Genomic DNA, 19,878 nt, shown 5'->3' with positions numbered 1-19,878 from the left:
CGAAATTACTTTTTCAATAAATCTCTAATCTCAGTCAGCAATTGTTCCTGTGTTGGCCCAGCTGGAGCAGCGACGGAAACAACTTCCTTTTTCTTGGCCTTTTCAGCAGCTCTTAAAACCACAAAAATAAAGAATGCAATTATTATGAAGTTGATAATGGCTTGGACCAAATTACCGTAGGTGATCACGGCGGCACCCGCAGCTTTTGCAGCAGCCAGGGTTTCGTAACTATTTCCGTCTAAGGTGATGAATTTTTGGGTAAAATCAATTCCTCCGGTTAACAAACCAACAACTGGCATTATGACATCATCAACAGCTGAGCCTACAATTTTGCCAAATGCTCCAGCAATAACAACCGCAGTTGCTAAACTTAAAACGTCTCCCTTCATCAAAGAGGCTTTGAAATCACTAAAAAATCCCATAATTTATTTTTTTAGGTTAAAATTTACTTCTGACAAACGAATTTAATAAAAATTTTAAAAGTAGTAACAGTCCTTTCTTCTAAATTTAATCGCTACCTATAAAACACGCGTTTCACCCGTTGCGAAATACTGGTCAAAATTTCATAGGGAATTGTATTTAATTTCTGGGCTATAAAAGAAACCGTTGGATTTTCGCCAAAAATAAGTATTGAATCACCTTCTTTGCATTCAATGCCGGTGACATCAACCATCAGCATGTCCATACAAATACTCCCAACGATATAGGCTTTGGTATTTTTTACCATAACAAATCCCAAACCATCTCCCCAGCCTCTGGAAATCCCATCAGCATATCCTATGGGAATTGTAGCAATTTTTGTTGGTTTTTCGGCTACAAATCGGCGGCCATAGCCTACGCTTTCTCCAGCAGCAATCGTTCTTATTTGTGAGATCACGGATTTTAGTGTCCCCACATTTTCGAGTTGCTTTTGTTCTTGGGCATCATTTGAAACTCCATAGAGACCAATTCCTAGCCGAACCATATCGTATTGCGAATCCAGAAAATTGCTTATTCCAGAGGTGTTCAGGATGTGACGCAAGGGTTTTATTTGCAATTCAGACATCAATTTAGAGGATACTTTCTCGAACAAATTAATTTGGGAATGAGCAAAATCCATGTGTTCAAGATCATCGCTCGTAGCCAAGTGTGATAAAATACTTTTTATTTGCACGGTACTGTTTCCTCTTAGCGCAGCTATCAGTTCATCGAGGGTATTTTCTTCAAAGCCCAATCGATGCATGCCGGTATCGAATTTAATATGAATTGGAAAATGCTTTAAATTTTTTTGTTTTGCTATTTTCAAGAACGCATATAAACCTTTTAAACAGTAAATTTCCGGTTCCAACTGATGTTGAATAATAGCCGAAAAACTAGTATTCTCTGGATTAAGGACCATAATAGGCAAATTAATGCCCCCGTTTTTTAATGAAATTCCTTCATCGGCAAAAGCCACGCCCAAATAATCTACTTTATGATGTTCCAGTAATTTAGCAATTTCGAGTCCGCCGTTTCCGTACCCGAATGCTTTTACCATAACCATAGTTTTTACTTTTGGTAGCAACTTTGATTTAAAAAAATTCAGGTTGTAACTAATAGCATTCAGGTTGATTTCTAGGACCGTTTCATGTGTCTTCTCCTCTAATAAGTACACAATTTCTTCAAACTGGAACGATCTCGCCCCTTTTATCAAAATGGTTTCATTACCAAAGTCCAAGTTTTCAAAATCAGCGACAAATGCAGCCGTGTTTTGGAAAGTACTGCAGTTAGCAAACTTGTTTTTAAATGCTGAAATGGTTTCGCCAATACCAATTACCCGCGTAATCCGGTTGGAAACAATTAGCTCAGCCACCTTCGCGTACAACACATCGTTCGGCAAACCGCTTTGAAAAATATCAGATAGAATGACTGTTTTCTTTTTATACTGTTTTTGACTTTCAAGAAAATCCAACGCAATTTTTAAGGATTGAAAATCAGAACTGTAACTGTCATCAATAATACTGCTATTGTTGATTCCGTTTTTGACTTTTAATCGCATCTCTACCGGATACAACAACTCCATGCGGTTTTGAATCGTTCTGTTATCGTATTTAAAATACAACAAAACCATCAAACAGGAAATTGCATTTTCTATCGATGCCTCATCCTGAAATGGTATTTTTATGTCAAACTTATTGTTGTTTTGTAACACCGTCAAAACGGTCTTGTCTAAAACTCCCTTTTTAGTAATCAGAACCGAAGCCTTAGCATCGCTATAACTCCAGCAAAAAACGGTAGTATCGGGACGGATCAACAAATCAATTGTTGGATTTTTATGATAAATAATGACTTGGACATCCTGGAAAAGTTTCAATTTTTCTTTGATTTTGTCACTGATATCAGCAAAACCTTCGTCATGTGCCGTCCCTATATTCGTGAGAATTCCAATCGTAGGTTTAATGATTTTTTCGAGTTTTTCCATTTCTGAAACCGTAGAAATACCGGCTTCAAAAATTCCTAAATTGTGTTTTTCATTTATCGCAATCACAGACAGCGGAACACCAATTTGAGAGTTGTAACTCTTTGGACTTCGGATAACGTTATAATCCGGACTTAATAAAAAATTAAGCCATTCTTTGACTATCGTTTTACCGTTACTTCCCGTGAGCCCAATGACAGGAAAATCAAAGAAACTGCGATATGCTGCGGCAAATTGTTGCAAAGCCAACAAGGTATTGGTCACTACATAAAAATTAGCTTTCCCTTCACAATCTTCAGGAATATGGGTAACTACAAAATTCTGGACGCCACTTGCAATTAAATTTTTGAGATAAAGGTGCGCATCCGTATTGGCTCCAACCAATGCAAAAAACAGCGTTTTCGGGCCATTTTGCAAAGAACGACTGTCTATAGAAATAGAATCAATAGCCATCGTACTGCTGGTTCCAATAAACTTTGCGGGGATATTTTGTATGCTATTTAGAATTTTTTTGCTCATGGAATAAAAAAAAGATTGAGGTGAATTTCTTTTTTGAAAATGATACTTTCAACAGGCTGTTTATTTGCAAAACTTCCTCAAAAATAGCACTTCTTTTCAAAACGAAGCGACAGATATACGATAATTATGAGCAATTTCGTTTATTAAAAACAAGAAACTCTTTTGATATGCTTTACTAATTTTGACAGATTACCTATATTTGTTTGATACAAAATCAAAACTATTGAAAAAAACCCTTCCCCTTTTCTCTTATATTTTCCATCCAATATTCATTCCGGCAATGGCAACATTGTTCTACCTTTTTTTTAATGGATCTGATTTTGTGAGTCAAGAAAAGATATTCATTTTTTTTCAGGTGTTGATTGTGACGGTGTTAATTCCTGTTTTGACCTTTTTTCTCTTACGCGCTACAGGAAATATAGATTCCATAATGGTTTCTAAAATATCCCAGCGTAAAATACCCTTAATACTTCATTGTTTCTTGATCATCTTATTAGTTCGAAAAAGTATCACTATTGATTCCTATCCAGAGTTGCATTTTTTTTTATTGGGGGGACTTTTGAGTTCATTATTAGCTCTAATCCTATTGTTTTTGCAGATAAAAGCAAGCCTGCACATGATAGCTTTCAGCTCTTTGACTGTATTTATCATTGGATTAAGCCTGCACCTTCAAATTCAAAATATTTTTACTATTGCATTACTACTACTGTTGAATGGCGTGGTCGCGACTTCTAGACTGGAAATGAAAGCGCATACCATTAAAGAACTCCTTTTAGGTTTTGTTCTGGGAATTATTCCACAATTGCTTCTATTGGTTTTATGGCTATAAAATATAAAATACTATGCCAATATTTAATGCTTTCATGGTAATTGACTTGTCTTCTATTTTTGCCGATTTGAATATTGAATTTAAACCATAATAGGCATACAAATTAATTGTATTGTATCCTGCAGAGACATAAGCCCCGTATTGTAATTTATTAAAATCTTTATTTCCTGTAACCACCACTTTGCCTTGAGCACTATCAAAAACGGACTTGTCGTAGAGCAAATAACTAAACTTTATTCCTGTATAAATGCGCCAAAATTTATGGCTTTCATAAGTAGAGGTTCGCCATCTAAACTCAACAGGAACATCAACTGAAAGTAGGGAAAACTTATTTTTATTATAATCCCTATTGGCATCAATCAGGGCATAAACTGGCATACCGTCTGTTGCAGAAATGGCTATGTTTTGATTGTAATTATTATATGTAAATCCAATACCGGAAGCTATTGCAACGGTTCTCTTTTTATTTAAAGGCATATCCCGCAAAAAACCACCTGACAAACCCGACGAAAATTTGCTTTGTGACAACCCCGAAGGGCCGTCCGTCAATATATTGTAAGTGATCCCAAAATAGAACTGATCCTCACGATACAAGGAATCCACTTTCATAATTAGAGTATCTTGTGATGGTGTATTTTCCTGAGAAGAAACAGTAGCAACCATTAGCAGCAGAAAACAACTAAGAAAAATTCGCATAATTTTTTGGTTTTAAATCGCTCAATGATTCTATCAAACACCCTTGGCTTCCAATTCTCATTAAAACGATACAAATATACCCTTTTGATCGTTTTGTGATAAATAACAACCACAAATAATCCTTTTTAAGACCTTTAAAGATAAAAACGCTCTACAGTTCTTGCAGCCACGGAATTCTATTTGACAGAAAGGACTGAACTACCCTTGTTGACCTAAAGGAAGGACGGCTCACAAAAAATTAATACTGGCATTGCCTGCTGATCTTTTTTTGTTTACTCTCTTGACAAACTAAAAAATTGACCACGCCCTAAAACAAAAAATGCTCCCCTTTTAGGAAGCATTATTTCATCGCAGAGAGGAAGGAGTTGTTTGTTTTTATAAAGTGTCTTAAAATAAGGCTTTGCAAAGCTTTTATTTTAAGTGACACCTCAACTGACACCTCTCAATATGTTAGCAAATTGTTCTAAATTTCAATTATTCAAATATAAGGATTTTTTTGCTGGAATTAATGATTAATTATAATAATTTGAACTGGTTAGACAATATTTTTTGAACTGGTAAAGTTCAAAATTTAGTTGCCTAAAATTTAATTTCTATCCAATTATCAAGGGTTCAAATTGTTCAATTTTTAGGCTGGTGTATTGGCAAAATTCCTCAATAGATACAAACTCATTTTGGAGCTTATTGAGGTCTTGTCTGATTTTTTGAAGCAGTCTAATACTTTGACGATAACTCTTTCCTGTTATGCGTTGTATGTCTTTCGGGTAGATACACAATCTCTTGTTTTCGGTTCTCATACTCTATCTATGGCTTTGATTGGGCGTTGCCTAACTTGAAACCTCTATGATTCAAGTTCTGGCACTCAATAAAAATAGTAAATAATTCCTTTCGTTCAGAAGCGGCAATTTACTTCTATTTATGATGAGTATTTCTGCCATTTATGTCACAAAGTGACACATGGAATAGTGATGTCTTTTTTATGTGGTTTAATTGACTAAAATTTGTTTCATAATCAATCGAAAGGATTGCCCGTGTCTTTTTATACGATAATCTTTAATTTGGCTTCGTCGTGTTCTTTGAAAGCGTTACTTGAGTTTAATTGCAATTCTAAATCTTCCATAGTATCTGCTTTTAATGTTGCACTAAAATCTTGTGCTCGTTGTAGCATTTTTATATAGGCTAATGGATCTTGTTGCCTTGTTAATCTTCGTAAAGCTCCTAAATAATCATCACGATATACTGTTGGAATTATTATTCTTGTTTGTTCAGCTTTGACCAATTCGGCATTCATCATTACTCTTGCAATTCTTCCGTTACCGTCCAAAAATGGGTGTATTTCACTTACCATAAACATAATGTAAGCTGCTTTTGCAAATGGGTCTGTTAGTACTTTGTAGAAATCAAACCCTTTTATTAATGTGCCTTTTACTAATTCGAAATCGACAAAAAATGTTTCTCCAGCACGATTGTTTTTATCTTTAAATACGCCTGGCATTTTTGATATTCTTGCTTCCAAAAGTAATCGATGTCTGTATTGAAGAATGCTAATGAACTCTTCCGGAGAAGTTGGCGTAACATTCATTTCGATTTTATTACTGACCAATTTATACGTTCCTAATATGTCGTGTGAATCTTCATCACGATTGAACATTGGGGTATCGGTTTCAATAATGTTTTTTGCTTCAATCACTTCAAATCGAGTTCCTTCAATATAATTTGAAAAATAGGCTTCAAAAAAAGCGAAATTTTGAAAAGCTGTATTAGTTGTATTTCTATCTATCGCATTTTTGAATTCTCTTTGCTTTAACTCTAAAAATAATATCTCAAACAAATCTATTCTTGATTGGTCATAAGGATTTCCAAATGCTCGTGCAATGGCTCGTGGAGACGATAATATTTTGGAAGGCTGTGTAGATAATAAGGCACTAATTAGTTTGTTTAGTTTCTCAAACTCACTTTGCATTCTTAATTTATCGGCGATTACTTTTGCGTTATCTCTAATTTGATTTAGTCCTTCTTCGCCTTTAGCTTGTACTATTTTCTCTAGTTTGTTTTCGAGTTCAGCAATTGAAATAGTTTTAGATTCTGGACCCGATTTTCTGGACGGTTGTAGGTTTTCTAAAAATGCTCTTTCTTGTTGTGAAACAAATAACTCCCCCGAAAATGAATTGTCACCTTCAATTGCTCCAATACCTTCCATAAAACGAATGGTTATTCCAGGCAACTCTATTTTTTTGGTGTAGGTATAGGTAACAAATATTTGTCCTGTTGCAGTTGGTTTGAATTCTATTGCGGAACGGTGGCTTAATAATGCACCGGGATATAAATTGCCCAGAATAGAAAAAATATTTCTTTTGATAATAACCTCGTCCGTATTAATAAAATTGGAAGTAAAGATACGAGGAGCAATTTTTTTAATTTTACCTGTACTTTCAAGCAAAGCAATTTGTTTTCTTACTTTTTTATCGCTCGATGAATAAATAATTTCTTGAAGGTGTGTTGGGACAAAATTTTCCATTAGTGGCGCTTTATTGAAGCAAAATTATACTTTATTTTCCACTAAAAAGTATTTATCGGGCTTTTTTTTCCATTATAAACGAATGTTGGGGTAGGAATGGGTGTTTTTTTCCAGTAATAATTATAGTTTTTCTAAACCAGTTAGCCAAGTTTGTAATTCTTCAACAACTAAATCAGTTTGTGGAGTATTAGCTGGAAATAGAACATCAATAAAACGATGCAAATATGTTAATCTTACTGTATTATGTAAATTTATAAATTCCCATATTGTACGGTGACACGTACATAAATAGGGCAGATGCCATCATTATTGACTTTTGATCTCTTTATATAAAAGAGAACGGATACGGCTGTGTTCATGGTTGGTGACCTTTTAGTTATTATTAAATTTAAACTTTGTAATTCTTCCAAACAAGATGTTCAAATAGTGAAAAGGTATTTGAACAAATGTTGAACTGGTATCTTTTGAGATAGGTGTCACTTAAAAAATATAATTTCAGTGACACCTCAAAAGACACCTAAGTTTTGAGATTTAATGAATAATTTGATTTACCGTAAATGAAAAAACCCCACTAAATCCTAGAATTTAGTGGGGTTTGCTTCTTTTTGTATTTCTACTGGCAGAGAGGAAGGGATTCGAACCCTCGATATGTTGCCATATACACGCTTTCCAAGCGTGCGCCTTCAGCCACTCGGCCACCTCTCTATTTTATTACGGCTGCAAAGAACACGAAAAAAAACGAGTTAGAAAAGTAAAATCTAAATATTATGTCATTTCTCCTCGTAAAGAAGTTTCAAAAATAGTTTTGAAGTCTTTTGGGGCTATTTTTTTGCTCAATAAATACATCAATTTTGTGATTCCCGCCTCGGTGGTGATGTCTTTTCCGGAAATCACACCAATTTCTTTCAGTCCGGTACTGGTTTCGTATTGCCCCATACTGACACTCCCGCCAGAACATTGGGTAACGTTAACAATATGTAACCCGCCGGCAATCGCTTTTTTCAAGAGGTTTAAAAACCAATCCTCTGTAGGTGCATTCCCAGCTCCGTAGGTTTCTAAAACAACACCTTTAAGATTCGGAATATTTAAAATAGCGGATAAAACTGCTTCACTGATTCCAGGAAACATCTTTATAATGGCAACATTATTGTCTAAATTTTTATGCACTTTGAATTCCTCCGTTCCTTTTTTAGGCAAAAACAATTCAGGATTCAACTTTAAATGCACCCCAGACTCCACCAATTCAGGATAATTTGGAGACGTAAATGCTTTAAAATGTTCCGCATTAATCTTTGTAGTTCTATTGCCTCGGTATAATTTGTATTCAAAATAAAGACACACTTCACTGATAACCGGATGATTATTATTTTGCAGAGAAGCTATTTGAATGGCTGTAATCAGGTTTTCTTTAGCATCGGTACGCAAATCCCCTATGGGTAATTGTGAACCGGTAAAAATAACTGGTTTTGACAAATTCTCAAGCATAAAACTCAGCGCTGAAGCAGAATACGACATAGTATCGGATCCATGAAGCACAACAAATCCATCAAATGAAGTATAATTATCTGCAATAATTATAGCCATTTTTGCCCATTTTTCAGGATTCATGTTCGAGGAATCTATAGGATTTTCAAAAGAAACGGTTTCGATCTCACAATCCAATTGTTTCAATTCTGGAATTCGCTGTAACAATTTACTAAAATTGAATGCCTTGAGGGCTCCTGTTTCAAAATCTTTTCGCATACCAATAGTTCCTCCGGTATATATTAAAAGTATTTTGGCTTTATACAACATCGTGGTATTTTAATTTGTTCACAACTGGATTTGCATACATGGCCAAAAAACTTTCAAGAGCCACTGGATTGTCATGATCAATTCGCATTTCCAGTCTGCGCTCGAACAATGATTTTTCATTTTCAGTATACAAATGGGAATATCTATCGGTCTTATTTACAATATCAAAAGCAATAAAATTCGTTGGCCATAATTTGTAATTACTCAATATGGCATTATCAATTACTTGTGCCAAAGCTACTATTTGCTTATTTGAGTTCTCGTTTTCTGTAATAATGGCATCAATTTCAATATCTAAAACTTTCCCAACATGAATGTGTATTCTCTTCTTTTGCCCTAGAGCACCACTCAGAATCGTCATGAAATCTTCATTCTTTTCCTTGACATACACTTCATTATTGGCTTCAGCCATCAATTGTGGCATTTTCAGAGCATCAGTAGGATCATACTCGTACGAAATAGATACGGGTACAATTTTAATTTTCTTGAAATAATCCATTAAATTCTTTTCATCAGAACCCATACCCACCATTTTCAAAACACCCGGATTAGTCTCATCCTTGCCGTCTTTCGTTCTTCCTTCTCGCTGTGCTATCCATACAGAACGGTTTTCATGAAGCAATAAATTCCCTATATATTCCGACAATAGTTTTGAACTCTGCAGCATTTCTCTTGGAGTCAATCCCCGTTGTACTAAAAAATTACGGTTCAGTTTTGCCAAGGTATTCAGAAACGATTTTTTTACTAAATTATCCCCAATCGCTGAGGCTGTCATCACTAACCCATGTTCAAATAAGGCTGTGTTTAATAACGTAGTATCCAAAAGGATGTCCCGATGATTTGAGACAAACAAATAAGAAGTGTTTTTCTTTAACTTTTCAAAACCGGAAGTGGTCATTCCTTCTGAACTTTTTTCTAGTATTCTTTGAACCGATTGGTATATAAAATTACATTGAAAATCCCGAATGGAGTGCGTTTTCCTGAGTTGTTCTTTCCAAACTTCGTCAGCAGCACCCGGAAAAGTAAAGTTCATCAATGCTTTCATCATTGGGTGATTAATCACATCTTGAAGTGCTTCGTTTATTTCGGAATCATAAAATGGCCGAATAGCGTCAAATTTCTGCATTGTTGATTTTTCTATATTTGTGTGGGCAAATGAACAAAAAAAAAGTCAAAATAAAGTGAATTCTACTTTAAATCCCAAAAATAGCTTTAGAATTCTCGGTGGTTCGCATTGCTATTTCATGTGTTGAAAGGCCATAAATCTGGGCTAACTTATCGACTACGCTGACTATATAACTACTTTCATTCCTTTTTCCACGAAAAGGAATTGGGGCTAAATATGGGGAATCTGTTTCTAAAACAAGATGCTTTATATCGATCTGTTTCAAAAATTGATCGATTTTTCCGTTTTTGAAAGTAACAACCCCGCCTATTCCAAGCTTCATATTATACGAAATTGCCCTTAAAGCTTGTTCATACGTTCCAGAAAAACAATGAAAAATACCAAATAAATCATCCGATTTTTCTTGTTCCAGAATTTCGAAAATTTCATCAAATGCATCCCGACAATGAATCACAATAGGTAACTTATATTCTTTAGCCAATTGAATCTGCTTTTTGAAAGCAATTTGTTGCTGAGGCAAATGGGTTTTATCCCAATACAAATCGATCCCAATTTCACCAACAGCGTAGAATTTTCTTTTCGCCAGTTCGTTTTCCACATGCTGTAATTCTTTCAGATAATTCTCTTTCACATACGTGGGATGCAAGCCCATCATCAAGAATACGTTTTCAGGATACTTTTTTTCTAAAGTATACATGGATTCCGTGCACGTCGAATCGATTGCCGGAATAAAAAAACGCGAAACCCCCGCTTCAATGGCGCGTTGGATCATTTCATCTCGGTCTTGATTGAATTCCTCAGAATATAAATGAGTATGGGTATCGGTAATTATTACTTTTGTTTCCAAGTGTCGTCTTTTAAGAATACAAAATTACAAGAATTAAACTAGTCAAAAAAATGGTTTAACAAAGATTGCGACAGAAAAAAGATTCCAAAACTGCATACAACAACTTGTATCTTTGTAAAAGGGACACTATAATTCCGAAAACAAATTCTGCCTAGATGAAAAACCTCCACAAAATCCTTAAAAAAGAAAACTACAAAAAAGTAAAATTTAAGATTACTAAAACCCAACACCTTTTGATTAAAGCCAAAATCAACGGTATCAAAGGAAATTTCATTTTAGATACAGGTGCTTCAAGTAGTTGTATCGGATTTGAATGTGTTGATTTGTTTCTATTGGAAGCTAAAAAATCAAAAACTAAAGCTTCAGGAGCTGGAGCTTCCGGAATGTTGACACAAATAGCTACAAAAAATCAATTGCAACTAGGCACTTGGAAAGACAGTGCTTTTGACGTCGTAATTTTCGATTTATCTCATATAAACGAAGCTTTAACACAACACAAATCAAAACCCGTTCATGGAATCATAGGAGCCGATGTTTTAATGAAAGGAAAAGGAATCGTGGACTATTTTAATTATTGCTTATATTTACAATAGAAAAACGACCTTAAAACCTTAAAGAAACATGAAAAATATTTTCAAAAAATTATTGGTATTTATGGGACTACTTTTATTTTCTTGTTCTCCCGCCGACTTAACTAACGAAGATGAAACAATAACTAATTCAGATTCCAACAATCTCAGTATTTTAAAAACCAGCTATTCAAAAATTTGGGACTTCGATAATTTAACGGAATGGGAAGATGCTACTCAAGTTGGCAATCCAAATTACTGGATTGAAAATGGAAATTTACGTATTTTCACAAATCCAAATACGTGGGAAAGATCAAAAGTAAAAACGATTTCAAGTTTTGCCGCTGGAACCTATAGCTGGAATGTTTATATCCCCGAAATGGGCGTTGGTGACATGGCTAGCATTGGAGCTTTTTTATATAATAATGACACACACGAACTTGATTTTGAGATTGGCTATGGATCACAAGCCATTCGGAATCAATTAGCAGCAGAACCAGACGATCTTATCGTATACATGATCTCACAGGGCAATCCGTTCCAATCTGTTCAAAGGAAAATCAAAAGAAGACAATGGTATAATCTTACACTACAATTATCCCTTACTTCTAATGGGCGATACAATGTAAGTTGGAAAATCAATGATGCAATTATGGCAAGTGTCCGACTTAATTATGGTAAAAACACCAAATTTAACATCTATTGCAGTGTCGAAAATTTACAATTTATAGGCGACCACATTCCGAAAAGCCAAAATTACGCACTTTTTGATGTTGTGGAATTCAAAGGAATTTTAATAAAAAAATAAAAAATCCGTTTAGTTTTAGAACTAAACGGATTTTTTATTTTATGAATTAATTCAATTACAATTCTAATGCTTTTTTAGGATTGTTCTCTAACAATAATTCCATTGGGTTTTCTAAGGCTTCTTTTACGGCCACCAAGAAACCAACAGACTCACGACCATCAATAATTCTATGGTCATAAGACAACGCCACATACATCATTGGGTGAATTTCTACTTTTCCGTTTACGGCAATTGGGCGCTCGATAATGTTGTGCATTCCAAGAATTCCTGACTGTGGCGGATTGATAATTGGCGTACTCAACATACTTCCAAAAACACCACCGTTAGTAATCGTAAACGTTCCACCAGTCATATCATCCACTGTGATTTGTCCGTCACGCGCTTTAAGGGCTAATCTTTTAATGTCGGCTTCAACTCCACGGAAAGTCAAGTTCTCCGCATTACGAACTACAGGAACCATTAATCCTTTTGGTCCTGAAACTGCGATAGAAATGTCGCAAAAATCGAAAGCGATCTTATGATCCCCATCCATCATTGAGTTTACATCTGGAAATAATTTTAATGCTCTGGTCACTGCTTTAGTAAAAAAAGACATGTACCCTAAACCAATTCCGCCATGTTTTGCTTTGAATGCGTCTTTGTATTCATTCCGAATCAAGTTGATTGGCGTCATGTTTACTTCATTAAAAGTAGTTAACATGGCTGTTTCGTTTTTAGCAGCCACTAATCGTTCTGCCACTTTACGACGCAACATTGATAATTTTGAGCGTTCTGATCCACGAGACCCACCGGTAGGCGTCCCCATTGAAGGCGCCGCATGTACGGCATCGTCTTTAGTGATTCTTCCGTCTTTTCCAGTTCCTGTTACTGAAGTTGTTGCTATATTTTTTTCGTCTAATATTTTTCGTGCTGCCGGAGATGGAGTTCCTGAAGCGTAAGTTGCTGCTGCTGGTGCGGCTTTTGGTGTTTCTGTTTTAGTTTCCACTTTTGGCGCTTCAACTGTTTTTGTAGCTTCAGCAACTGGCGCATCGCCTGCTGGTTTTACGCCGTCCGTATCAATGTGACAAACTACTGCTCCTACTGCAACTGCATCTCCTTCTTCCGCTTTCAAAGTAATGATTCCGCTGGCTTCTGCTGGCAATTCTAATGTTGCTTTATCAGAATCAACCTCAGCAATGGCTTGGTCTTTCTCTACATAATCTCCGTCTTTTACCAACCAAGTTGCGATTTCAACTTCCTTTATAGATTCCCCTGGTGATGGGACTTTCATTTCTAAAATCATGTTCTATTATTTTAAATTATGAATTTTAAGTTTTAAATTGTTCTTGAACAACTTATGTGTGTTAGATGTATTGTTTTTTAGCCCTGATGGCAGCGACATCCTTTTTCTAGCTTCTTTAGCTAGGAAAAGATATAGCGTACAGCAGGAAATAGCTCCTTATTATCGGTATAAATTTTTATCAAAAACCATTCGCAATGCATCAGCCTGACGGCGTTTTGCTCTTGTATAACTTCCTGAGGCCGGTGCCGCATACGCTTTTAGTGAAGCCAATCTCCATTTTACTAAATCAAAATTCATTAGCATAAAGCTGTAAGCCCCCATGTTTTTTGGTTCTTCTTGTGCCCAAACATAATCATCTGCATTAGGGTATTTAGCGATAATGGCTTTTAATTGTTCTACCGGTAATGGGAACAATTGCTCGATTCTAACTACAGCCACATCATTTCTGTCCAGAATTTCTCTTTCGGCAGTAATGTCATAATAGAATTTTCCGGTACAGAAAACCAGCGTTTTCACATGCGCTTTATTCACTGTTTCATCATCAAATGTTTCTTGAAAACTCCCTGTTGCAAATTCTTCAACGGTAGATACTACCCTTGTATCCCGCAACAAACTTTTAGGCGTAAACACAACAAGTGGTTTACGAAACGTTGTTTTCATTTGTCTTCTCAATAAGTGAAAGAAGTTGGCTGGTGTAGTACAATCTGCCACATACATATTGTGTCTGGCACAAAGTTGTAAGTATCGCTCCATTCTGGCTGATGAATGCTCCGCTCCTTGTCCTTCGTATCCGTGCGGCAACAATAAAACAATTCCGTTTTGATTGTTCCATTTATCTTCGCCACAAGAAATATACTGATCAATTATAATTTGGGCACCGTTACTAAAATCCCCAAACTGTGCTTCCCAGATGGTTAATGTATTTGGGTTGGCTAAAGCATACCCATAATCAAACCCTAAAACAGCATATTCAGACAACAGCGAATTGAATATATTGAATTTCCCTGTTGCGCCCTCTAAAGTACTCAACAAAGTCACTTCTTCTTCTGAATCCTCTACTTTTACAACGGCATGACGGTGAGAGAACGTGCCTCGCTCTACATCTTGTCCCGAAATACGAACATCATATCCTTCTTTTAAAAGTGAACCATAGGCTAAGTGCTCTGCCATGGCCCAATCCAGCTTGTTGGTTTCAAAAAACATTGTTTTTCTATCCTTGACCAGTTTTTCTATTTTGCTGATAAATTTTTTGTCTGCAGGTAAGTTACAAATTACGTTTGCAACCTCAGTAAGTCCGGCTACTGGAAAAGTAGTGTCTACTTTTTTGAGCATTTCAACATCCGAAACCTGTTCAAAACCTTTCCATTCGTTTTTCATGAATGGCGTTATAATAGTCAAATCTTTTTTACGGGAGGCTTCTAAATTCACCTCTAGATTTGATTTGTATTCTTTTTCTAATCCTTTTACAAAAGTACTGTCAACAACTCCTTCGGCAAGCAATTTCTCCATGTAGATGTCTCTTGGATTTTTATGCTTTGCAATGATTTTGTACAATACGGGTTGGGTAAAACGAGGCTCATCGCCTTCATTATGTCCATATTTTCTATATCCCAATAAATCAATAAACACATCCCTACCAAATTCCATTCTGAAGTCCAATGCAAAGGACATCGCGTGAACTACTGCTTCAGCATCATCTGCATTGACATGCAAAACGGGCGAAAGGGTAACTTTAGCAACATCAGTACAATAGGTAGAGGAACGAGCATCCAGATAATTGGTGGTAAAACCTACTTGATTATTGATAACAATATGTATAGTTCCTCCCGTTTTATAACCATCCAATTGTGCCATTTGCACAATTTCATACAAAATTCCCTGACCCGCAATTGCAGCATCTCCGTGAACGGCGATTGGCAATACTTTTGAGAAATCGTTAGGGAAATATTTATCTTGTTTGGCTCTTGTGATTCCTTCGATTACTGCACCTACTGTTTCAAGGTGCGACGGATTAGGAGCTAAATTGATATTAATTTTTTTACCGGTACTGGTCACTTTATCCGCTGTAAGTCCTAAATGGTATTTTACATCGCCGTCAAAATATTCTTGATCGTAATCTTTACCGTCAAACTCTCCAAAGATGTCTTGGGTCGATTTGCCAAAAATATTTGCCAACACATTCAAACGACCACGATGTGCCATTCCCATAACAAATTGCTCAACTCCTTTTTCAGCTGCTTTCTCGATTAAAGCATCTAATGCAGGAATAATTGATTCCCCACCTTCTAGAGAAAAGCGTTTTTGACCTACATATTTAGTGTGCAAAAAATTCTCAAAAGAAACGGCTTGGTTTAATTTATTAAGAATGGATTTTTTTTCGTCCAATGAAAATTTAGGCTGATTGTCATTGTAGCCTAATTTTTTCTGAATCCACTCCACTACTTCCGGTTTACGGATATACATATATTCCACCCCGATGTGCTGGCAGTATATTGTATCAAGATGCGTTATGATTTCCTGAAGCGTACAAGGCTGTATTTCCATAACCTTGGCTGCATCAAAAACAGTATTTAAGTCTGCTGATGAAAGTCCAAAATTTGTGATTTCTAGAGTTGGTGATGATACTCGTCTTTCTCGAACCGGATTTGTTTTAGTAAACAAATGACCGCGAGAACGGTATCCATCTATTAATTTTAATACATTGAACTCCTTTTGAAGCTTGTCAGAAACCAAGCTAATATCTGTATTATTAGCCGCAAAATTTGCAATTTGCTCGACTTTATGATCCTCGCCGTAAGAACTCATCCCAAAGTCAAAACCTTGAAAGAAACTTCTCCAACTAGGCTCAACGCTGTCTGGATTTTCTATATATTGATCGTATAATTGAGCGAAAAATTCTGTATGTGCTGCGTTTAAAAATGAAAACCTATCCATAATATTTAGTGAATATACCTTTTTGATTAAAATAGTTTGGCAAAAGTACAATAATACAATAAATTTATAATTTATTTTAAGATACTTTTACATCTTAAATTGTTAAAAATCTAGAAACTTATGGCAAAAAAGCGCTTTTTCGAGGTTACCAAATCGTTTTTAGTACTTATTGCCTTGTTTTTTGCAAGTGCTCTGTTTGCACAACAAAATACAATGTATACCACTATGCCAAACCAGTTTTGGAGAAATGTACAATTTGGAGGTGGACTGGGTTTAGGCTTTGGTTCCGGCTACACGGACATTTCGTTAGCGCCAAGTGCCATTTATAATTTTAATGAATATGTGGCTTTGGGACTGGGAGTGCAGTATAAATATTTGAAGCAACGCGATTTTTTTGCTTCTCATTTGTATGGCGGTAGTGTTATAGGATTATTTAATCCAATCCCCGAAATCCAACTTTCGACGGAACTGGAACAATTAAGAGTCAATGTAAATCTGGATGGATCCAATAGCAATTCTCAAAACTACTGGAATACAGGTTTATTCATCGGCCTTGGTTACAGATCTGGAAACGCCACTATTGGTGGGCGATATAATGTTTTGACTGACAAAAACAACATTTACGGCAGTGCCTTTATGCCTTTTATTAGAGTGTATTTTTAATTATCTGCGATGAAAAAAACTTTTCAATTATGCTGTATTTTATTTATAAGTTACAGTTTTGCTCAAAACAATATTTTACAATCTGGGCCCATGGTGGGGTATTGCGAAATGACCGAAGCGATGATTTGGTTGCAAACCAACAAAAAAGCTTCGGTGAAAATAGCTTATTTTGCCCTTGACAATCCTACTAATATATTCTACTCCGACGTGTATTCATCTTCAAAAGAAGTTGGCTTCACGCATCATATTATTTTAGATCAATTAGAACCCGGAAAAAAATATACGTATGCTGTTTTCATAAATGACAAAAAAATCATCTTGCCCTACGAGACTTCTTTTTCATCAAAGAAACTTTGGGAATGGCGCGAAGATGCTCCTGATTTCACAGTAGCCATTGGAAGTTGTTCCTATTTTAATGAAACTCCGCTGGACAGACCAGGAAAAGCCTACGGAAGTGAGTATGGCATTTTTGAAAGTATTGCCAAAAAAAATCCAGAAATCATGATATGGAGTGGTGACAATATTTATCTCAGAGAAGCGGACTGGGATAGTAAAACCGGGATTTATCATCGGTATACGCATTCAAGGTCGGTAAAAGAAATTCAGCCTTTGCTGGCAAAAACTCAAAATTTTGCCATTTGGGATGACCATGATTTTGGTCCGGATGATAGCGATGGCAGTTTTTATAACAAATTTCTAACTCAAAAAGCGTTTAAAGATTTCTGGGCAAATAAAAGCTACGGTATGAATGCTGAACAAAACGAGGGTATTTATTCTACCTTTAGCTGGAGTGATGCACAGTTTTTTTTATTGGACGATCGGTTTTTCAAGACCCCAAATAACAGAATTACGGGCGAAAGAACGGTTTTAGGAAATACCCAATTAGAATGGCTGATTAACGCACTAAGTTCCTCTAAAGCCAGTTTTAAAATAATTGTAATGGGCGTACAAGTATTAAATTCCGTAGCGGAAAAGGAAAACTACAGCAACTACCCCAAAGAGAAAGAAAAATTGCTAAAAGAAATTCTTGATAATAAAATTAAGGGCGTTTTATTCCTAAGCGGTGATAGGCATTTTACTGAATTTTCCGAAGTTCCCCGCGAGAATGCCTACTCTTTATTTGACTGGACCGTTTCACCGCTAACTTCCGGTGTTGCCGCTGAAGGGGCATTAAAGGAAAACAATATTTACAGATCCAAAGGCAGTTTAATTACGCAACATAATTTTGGTATGATTTCATTCTTGGGTTCAAAGGAAAACCGCCAAATGAAACTAACTGTTTTTGATACTGCGGGAACTGAATTATGGAATAAAACAATCTTAAAAAAAGACTTACAATAACTAATACTTATTCCGGAACCACACTTTTTGCCATTCTCTTTTTAGGATCAAAAAAGCGACTTGTTCTGCCAGAACTACTAAATCAGATCCGTCTAGTTTTTTTATTTCTTCTTCGGAAACATCAATTATGTATAATAAATTGAGGTATTCAGCAAATTTGTATTGAATAAGTCGATATATTTTTTCGTGAAGCTGCAACTTCAATTCACTGGGAGAAATACCCAACGGAAAATCAATTGCTTCGTTAGCGAGATTGAAATCCTTATTCATTTGTTCGATTAATTTCAAATATAAGTTTTCACCCGCGGCTTCAGCAAGTAGTAAATCGGTATTTTTTGGAACTATAAACATATCTTTAAATATCAATGGCAATATGAATGTCAATTTTCAATATTGTTATTATTATACACTATACTTCTTGTTAAATTATAAATATAAACTTTCAAAGTCAATGTTGAAATTGATTATTGAAATTGAATTACACTTTTCTGCCCATTAAATTCTCCCCAAAAGATTTCAACATTGCTTTTTTATCGGCGCTAATATTCATTTTATCCAAGGTCTGAAACGCCTCAAAAGTAAAATCTTGTATTGCTTCCTGTGTTGCCGTAGCCGCACCAGAACTATTAAAAAGTGCTTTCACCGTCTCTATTTTATCCGTACTATTTTCCGGCTGAACAGAAAACAAATACCGCAATTCTTTAGCTTCCTCTTCTTTTGAAAAAGCTACTGCTTTTAGATACAAATACGTTTTTTTATTTTCTATAATATCACCGCCTACTTGTTTTCCAAAGGTTTCTGGATCCCCAAAAGCATCCAAGAAATCATCCTGTAATTGAAAAGCCAAGCCTAAATTGAGGCCGAAATCATACACCAGATTTGCGTTTTCCTCGGTAGTTTCTGCAATAATCGCTCCCATTTTCATGGCTGCTGCTACCAAAACAGCCGTTTTGTATTGAATCATCATCAGGTATTCTGGAATGGTAACATCATTGCGTTCTTCAAAATCGACATCCCATTGCTGCCCTTCGCAAACTTCAAGCGCTGTTTTGCTGAACAACTTGGCCAAATCCCGAAAAATAACGGGCTCATATTGTTCAAAATATTGATAGGCTAAAATCAGCATCGCATCCCCAGATAAAATTCCGGTGTTTATATTCCATTTCTCATGAACCGTTGCTTTTCCTCTTCGTAGTGGCGCATCATCCATAATATCATCGTGAACCAACGAAAAGTTATGAAAAACTTCAACGGCTAATGCGGCAGGCAATGCTTTTTGATACGGTGCATCAAAAATTTCGGCACTCATTAAGGTCAGTACCGGACGAATTCTTTTTCCGCCAAGGTCTAAAATATACCGGATGGGCTCGTACAAATTTTTTGGTTCTTTGGTTTCATATTGTGCCTGCAAATACTCCGAAAGAAACCCCTGATATTGATAAATGGAATGCATAAAATAAATTTTTGGCTAATTTACTCTATTCAAATTGTATTACAAACATCGTTTTACCTTCA

Annotated in this window: 16 protein-coding genes and 1 tRNA gene; 5 read left to right on the top strand and 12 right to left on the bottom strand. The window is 35.8% G+C overall.

Annotation, left to right across the window (positions count from 1 at the left end; all coding sequences use genetic code 11):
- Positions 1-5: 5 nt before the first annotated feature.
- Together mscL and EKL95_RS04455 are read right to left on the bottom strand one after the other, a co-directional pair.
- On the bottom strand, positions 6-422 hold the full coding sequence (gene mscL / locus EKL95_RS04460) for a large conductance mechanosensitive channel protein MscL (protein ID WP_126563629.1): 417 nt from the start codon (positions 420-422) through the stop codon (positions 6-8).
- A gap of 92 nt (positions 423-514) precedes the next feature.
- Positions 515-2,956: a bifunctional UDP-N-acetylmuramoyl-tripeptide:D-alanyl-D-alanine ligase/alanine racemase gene (locus EKL95_RS04455; RefSeq protein WP_126563628.1), complete on the bottom strand. Its 2,442-nt coding sequence runs from the start codon at positions 2,954-2,956 to the stop codon at positions 515-517.
- A 223-nt stretch (positions 2,957-3,179) separates the two neighbouring features.
- Here EKL95_RS04455 and EKL95_RS04450 point away from each other — a divergent pair, with 223 nt between their 5' ends.
- Positions 3,180-3,785: a hypothetical protein gene (locus EKL95_RS04450; RefSeq protein ID WP_126563627.1), complete on the top strand. Its 606-nt coding sequence runs from the start codon at positions 3,180-3,182 to the stop codon at positions 3,783-3,785.
- Here the strand turns inward: EKL95_RS04450 and EKL95_RS04445 are convergent.
- From EKL95_RS04445 to EKL95_RS04415, 6 genes are all read right to left on the bottom strand, one after another.
- Positions 3,780-4,481 (bottom strand): porin family protein, encoded by a 702-nt coding sequence (locus tag EKL95_RS04445; RefSeq protein ID WP_126563626.1) that lies wholly within the window; start codon positions 4,479-4,481, stop codon positions 3,780-3,782. The genes EKL95_RS04450 and EKL95_RS04445 overlap by 6 nt on opposite strands.
- A 1,039-nt stretch (positions 4,482-5,520) precedes the next feature.
- Complete coding sequence (locus EKL95_RS04435) at positions 5,521-6,999, bottom strand: Fic family protein (RefSeq protein ID WP_126563624.1); 1,479 nt, start codon at positions 6,997-6,999, stop codon at positions 5,521-5,523.
- 617 nt (positions 7,000-7,616) lie between these two features.
- Positions 7,617-7,704: transfer RNA gene (locus EKL95_RS04430), tRNA-Ser, on the bottom strand.
- A 60-nt stretch (positions 7,705-7,764) separates the two neighbouring features.
- Complete coding sequence (locus EKL95_RS04425) at positions 7,765-8,793, bottom strand: asparaginase (RefSeq protein WP_126553903.1); 1,029 nt, start codon at positions 8,791-8,793, stop codon at positions 7,765-7,767.
- Complete coding sequence (locus EKL95_RS04420) at positions 8,783-9,919, bottom strand: 1-acyl-sn-glycerol-3-phosphate acyltransferase (RefSeq protein WP_126457536.1); 1,137 nt, start codon at positions 9,917-9,919, stop codon at positions 8,783-8,785. The genes EKL95_RS04425 and EKL95_RS04420 overlap by 11 nt, the downstream gene beginning before the upstream one ends.
- A gap of 67 nt (positions 9,920-9,986) precedes the next feature.
- A complete protein-coding gene (locus EKL95_RS04415; RefSeq protein ID WP_126553907.1) occupies positions 9,987-10,766 on the bottom strand; it encodes a TatD family hydrolase in 780 nt (259 codons plus the stop codon).
- A 155-nt stretch (positions 10,767-10,921) separates the two neighbouring features.
- Between EKL95_RS04415 and EKL95_RS04410 the strand changes: the two genes are divergently transcribed.
- Both EKL95_RS04410 and EKL95_RS04405 read left to right on the top strand, forming a co-directional pair.
- On the top strand, positions 10,922-11,359 hold the full coding sequence (locus tag EKL95_RS04410) for a retropepsin-like aspartic protease (RefSeq protein ID WP_126457538.1): 438 nt from the start codon (positions 10,922-10,924) through the stop codon (positions 11,357-11,359).
- Between the two features lie 28 nt (positions 11,360-11,387).
- Positions 11,388-12,143, top strand: a complete 756-nt coding sequence (locus tag EKL95_RS04405; protein ID WP_233584085.1) for a hypothetical protein — start codon at positions 11,388-11,390, stop codon at positions 12,141-12,143.
- Positions 12,144-12,198: 55 nt separating this feature from the next.
- Here the strand turns inward: EKL95_RS04405 and odhB are convergent, their stop codons facing one another.
- The gene (odhB, locus tag EKL95_RS04400) at positions 12,199-13,425 is read right to left on the bottom strand and encodes a 2-oxoglutarate dehydrogenase complex dihydrolipoyllysine-residue succinyltransferase (RefSeq protein WP_126563623.1); all 1,227 of its coding nucleotides are present in this window, start codon (positions 13,423-13,425) and stop codon (positions 12,199-12,201) included.
- Positions 13,426-13,584: 159 nt separating this feature from the next.
- Positions 13,585-16,359 (bottom strand): 2-oxoglutarate dehydrogenase E1 component, encoded by a 2,775-nt coding sequence (locus tag EKL95_RS04395; protein ID WP_126561484.1) that lies wholly within the window; start codon positions 16,357-16,359, stop codon positions 13,585-13,587.
- 120 nt (positions 16,360-16,479) lie between these two features.
- Between EKL95_RS04395 and EKL95_RS04390 the strand changes: the two genes are divergently transcribed.
- Together EKL95_RS04390 and EKL95_RS04385 are read left to right on the top strand one after the other, a co-directional pair.
- Complete coding sequence (locus EKL95_RS04390; protein WP_126457541.1) at positions 16,480-17,022, top strand: hypothetical protein; 543 nt, start codon at positions 16,480-16,482, stop codon at positions 17,020-17,022.
- Positions 17,023-17,031: 9 nt separating this feature from the next.
- Positions 17,032-18,363 (top strand): alkaline phosphatase D family protein, encoded by a 1,332-nt coding sequence (locus EKL95_RS04385; protein WP_126457542.1) that lies wholly within the window; start codon positions 17,032-17,034, stop codon positions 18,361-18,363.
- Here EKL95_RS04385 and EKL95_RS04380 read toward each other — a convergent pair whose 3' ends face one another.
- Together EKL95_RS04380 and EKL95_RS04375 are read right to left on the bottom strand one after the other, a co-directional pair.
- Positions 18,364-18,714: a hypothetical protein gene (locus tag EKL95_RS04380; protein ID WP_126457543.1), complete on the bottom strand. Its 351-nt coding sequence runs from the start codon at positions 18,712-18,714 to the stop codon at positions 18,364-18,366.
- Positions 18,715-18,841: 127 nt separating this feature from the next.
- A complete protein-coding gene (locus EKL95_RS04375) occupies positions 18,842-19,816 on the bottom strand; it encodes a polyprenyl synthetase family protein (RefSeq protein WP_126563622.1) in 975 nt (324 codons plus the stop codon).
- Positions 19,817-19,878 lie beyond the last annotated feature (62 nt).

The sequence above is a fragment of the Flavobacterium sp. LB2P53 genome (assembly GCF_003970305.1).
Taxonomy (GTDB): Bacteria; Bacteroidota; Bacteroidia; order Flavobacteriales; family Flavobacteriaceae; genus Flavobacterium.
Note: the sequence above shows the minus strand (reverse complement) of the source record. Positions and strands in the feature narration are given on the sequence as shown.

Bases quoted from the DNA above. Each gene is read 5' to 3' on its own strand.
- mscL (WP_126563629.1), bottom strand. From the start codon at position 422: ATGGGATTTTTTAGTGATTTCAAAGCCTCTTTGATGAAGGGAGACGTT.
- EKL95_RS04455 (WP_126563628.1), bottom strand. From the start codon at position 2,956: ATGAGCAAAAAAATTCTAAATAGCATACAAAATATCCCCGCAAAGTTT.
- EKL95_RS04445 (WP_126563626.1), bottom strand. From the start codon at position 4,481: ATGCGAATTTTTCTTAGTTGTTTTCTGCTGCTAATGGTTGCTACTGTT.
- EKL95_RS04435 (WP_126563624.1), bottom strand. From the start codon at position 6,999: ATGGAAAATTTTGTCCCAACACACCTTCAAGAAATTATTTATTCATCG.
- EKL95_RS04425 (WP_126553903.1), bottom strand. From the start codon at position 8,793: ATGTTGTATAAAGCCAAAATACTTTTAATATATACCGGAGGAACTATT.
- EKL95_RS04420 (WP_126457536.1), bottom strand. From the start codon at position 9,919: ATGCAGAAATTTGACGCTATTCGGCCATTTTATGATTCCGAAATAAAC.
- EKL95_RS04410 (WP_126457538.1), top strand. From the start codon at position 10,922: ATGAAAAACCTCCACAAAATCCTTAAAAAAGAAAACTACAAAAAAGTA.
- EKL95_RS04405 (WP_233584085.1), top strand. From the start codon at position 11,388: ATGAAAAATATTTTCAAAAAATTATTGGTATTTATGGGACTACTTTTA.
- odhB (WP_126563623.1), bottom strand. From the start codon at position 13,425: ATGATTTTAGAAATGAAAGTCCCATCACCAGGGGAATCTATAAAGGAA.
- EKL95_RS04395 (WP_126561484.1), bottom strand. From the start codon at position 16,359: ATGGATAGGTTTTCATTTTTAAACGCAGCACATACAGAATTTTTCGCT.
- EKL95_RS04390 (WP_126457541.1), top strand. From the start codon at position 16,480: ATGGCAAAAAAGCGCTTTTTCGAGGTTACCAAATCGTTTTTAGTACTT.
- EKL95_RS04385 (WP_126457542.1), top strand. From the start codon at position 17,032: ATGAAAAAAACTTTTCAATTATGCTGTATTTTATTTATAAGTTACAGT.
- EKL95_RS04380 (WP_126457543.1), bottom strand. From the start codon at position 18,714: ATGTTTATAGTTCCAAAAAATACCGATTTACTACTTGCTGAAGCCGCG.
- EKL95_RS04375 (WP_126563622.1), bottom strand. From the start codon at position 19,816: ATGCATTCCATTTATCAATATCAGGGGTTTCTTTCGGAGTATTTGCAG.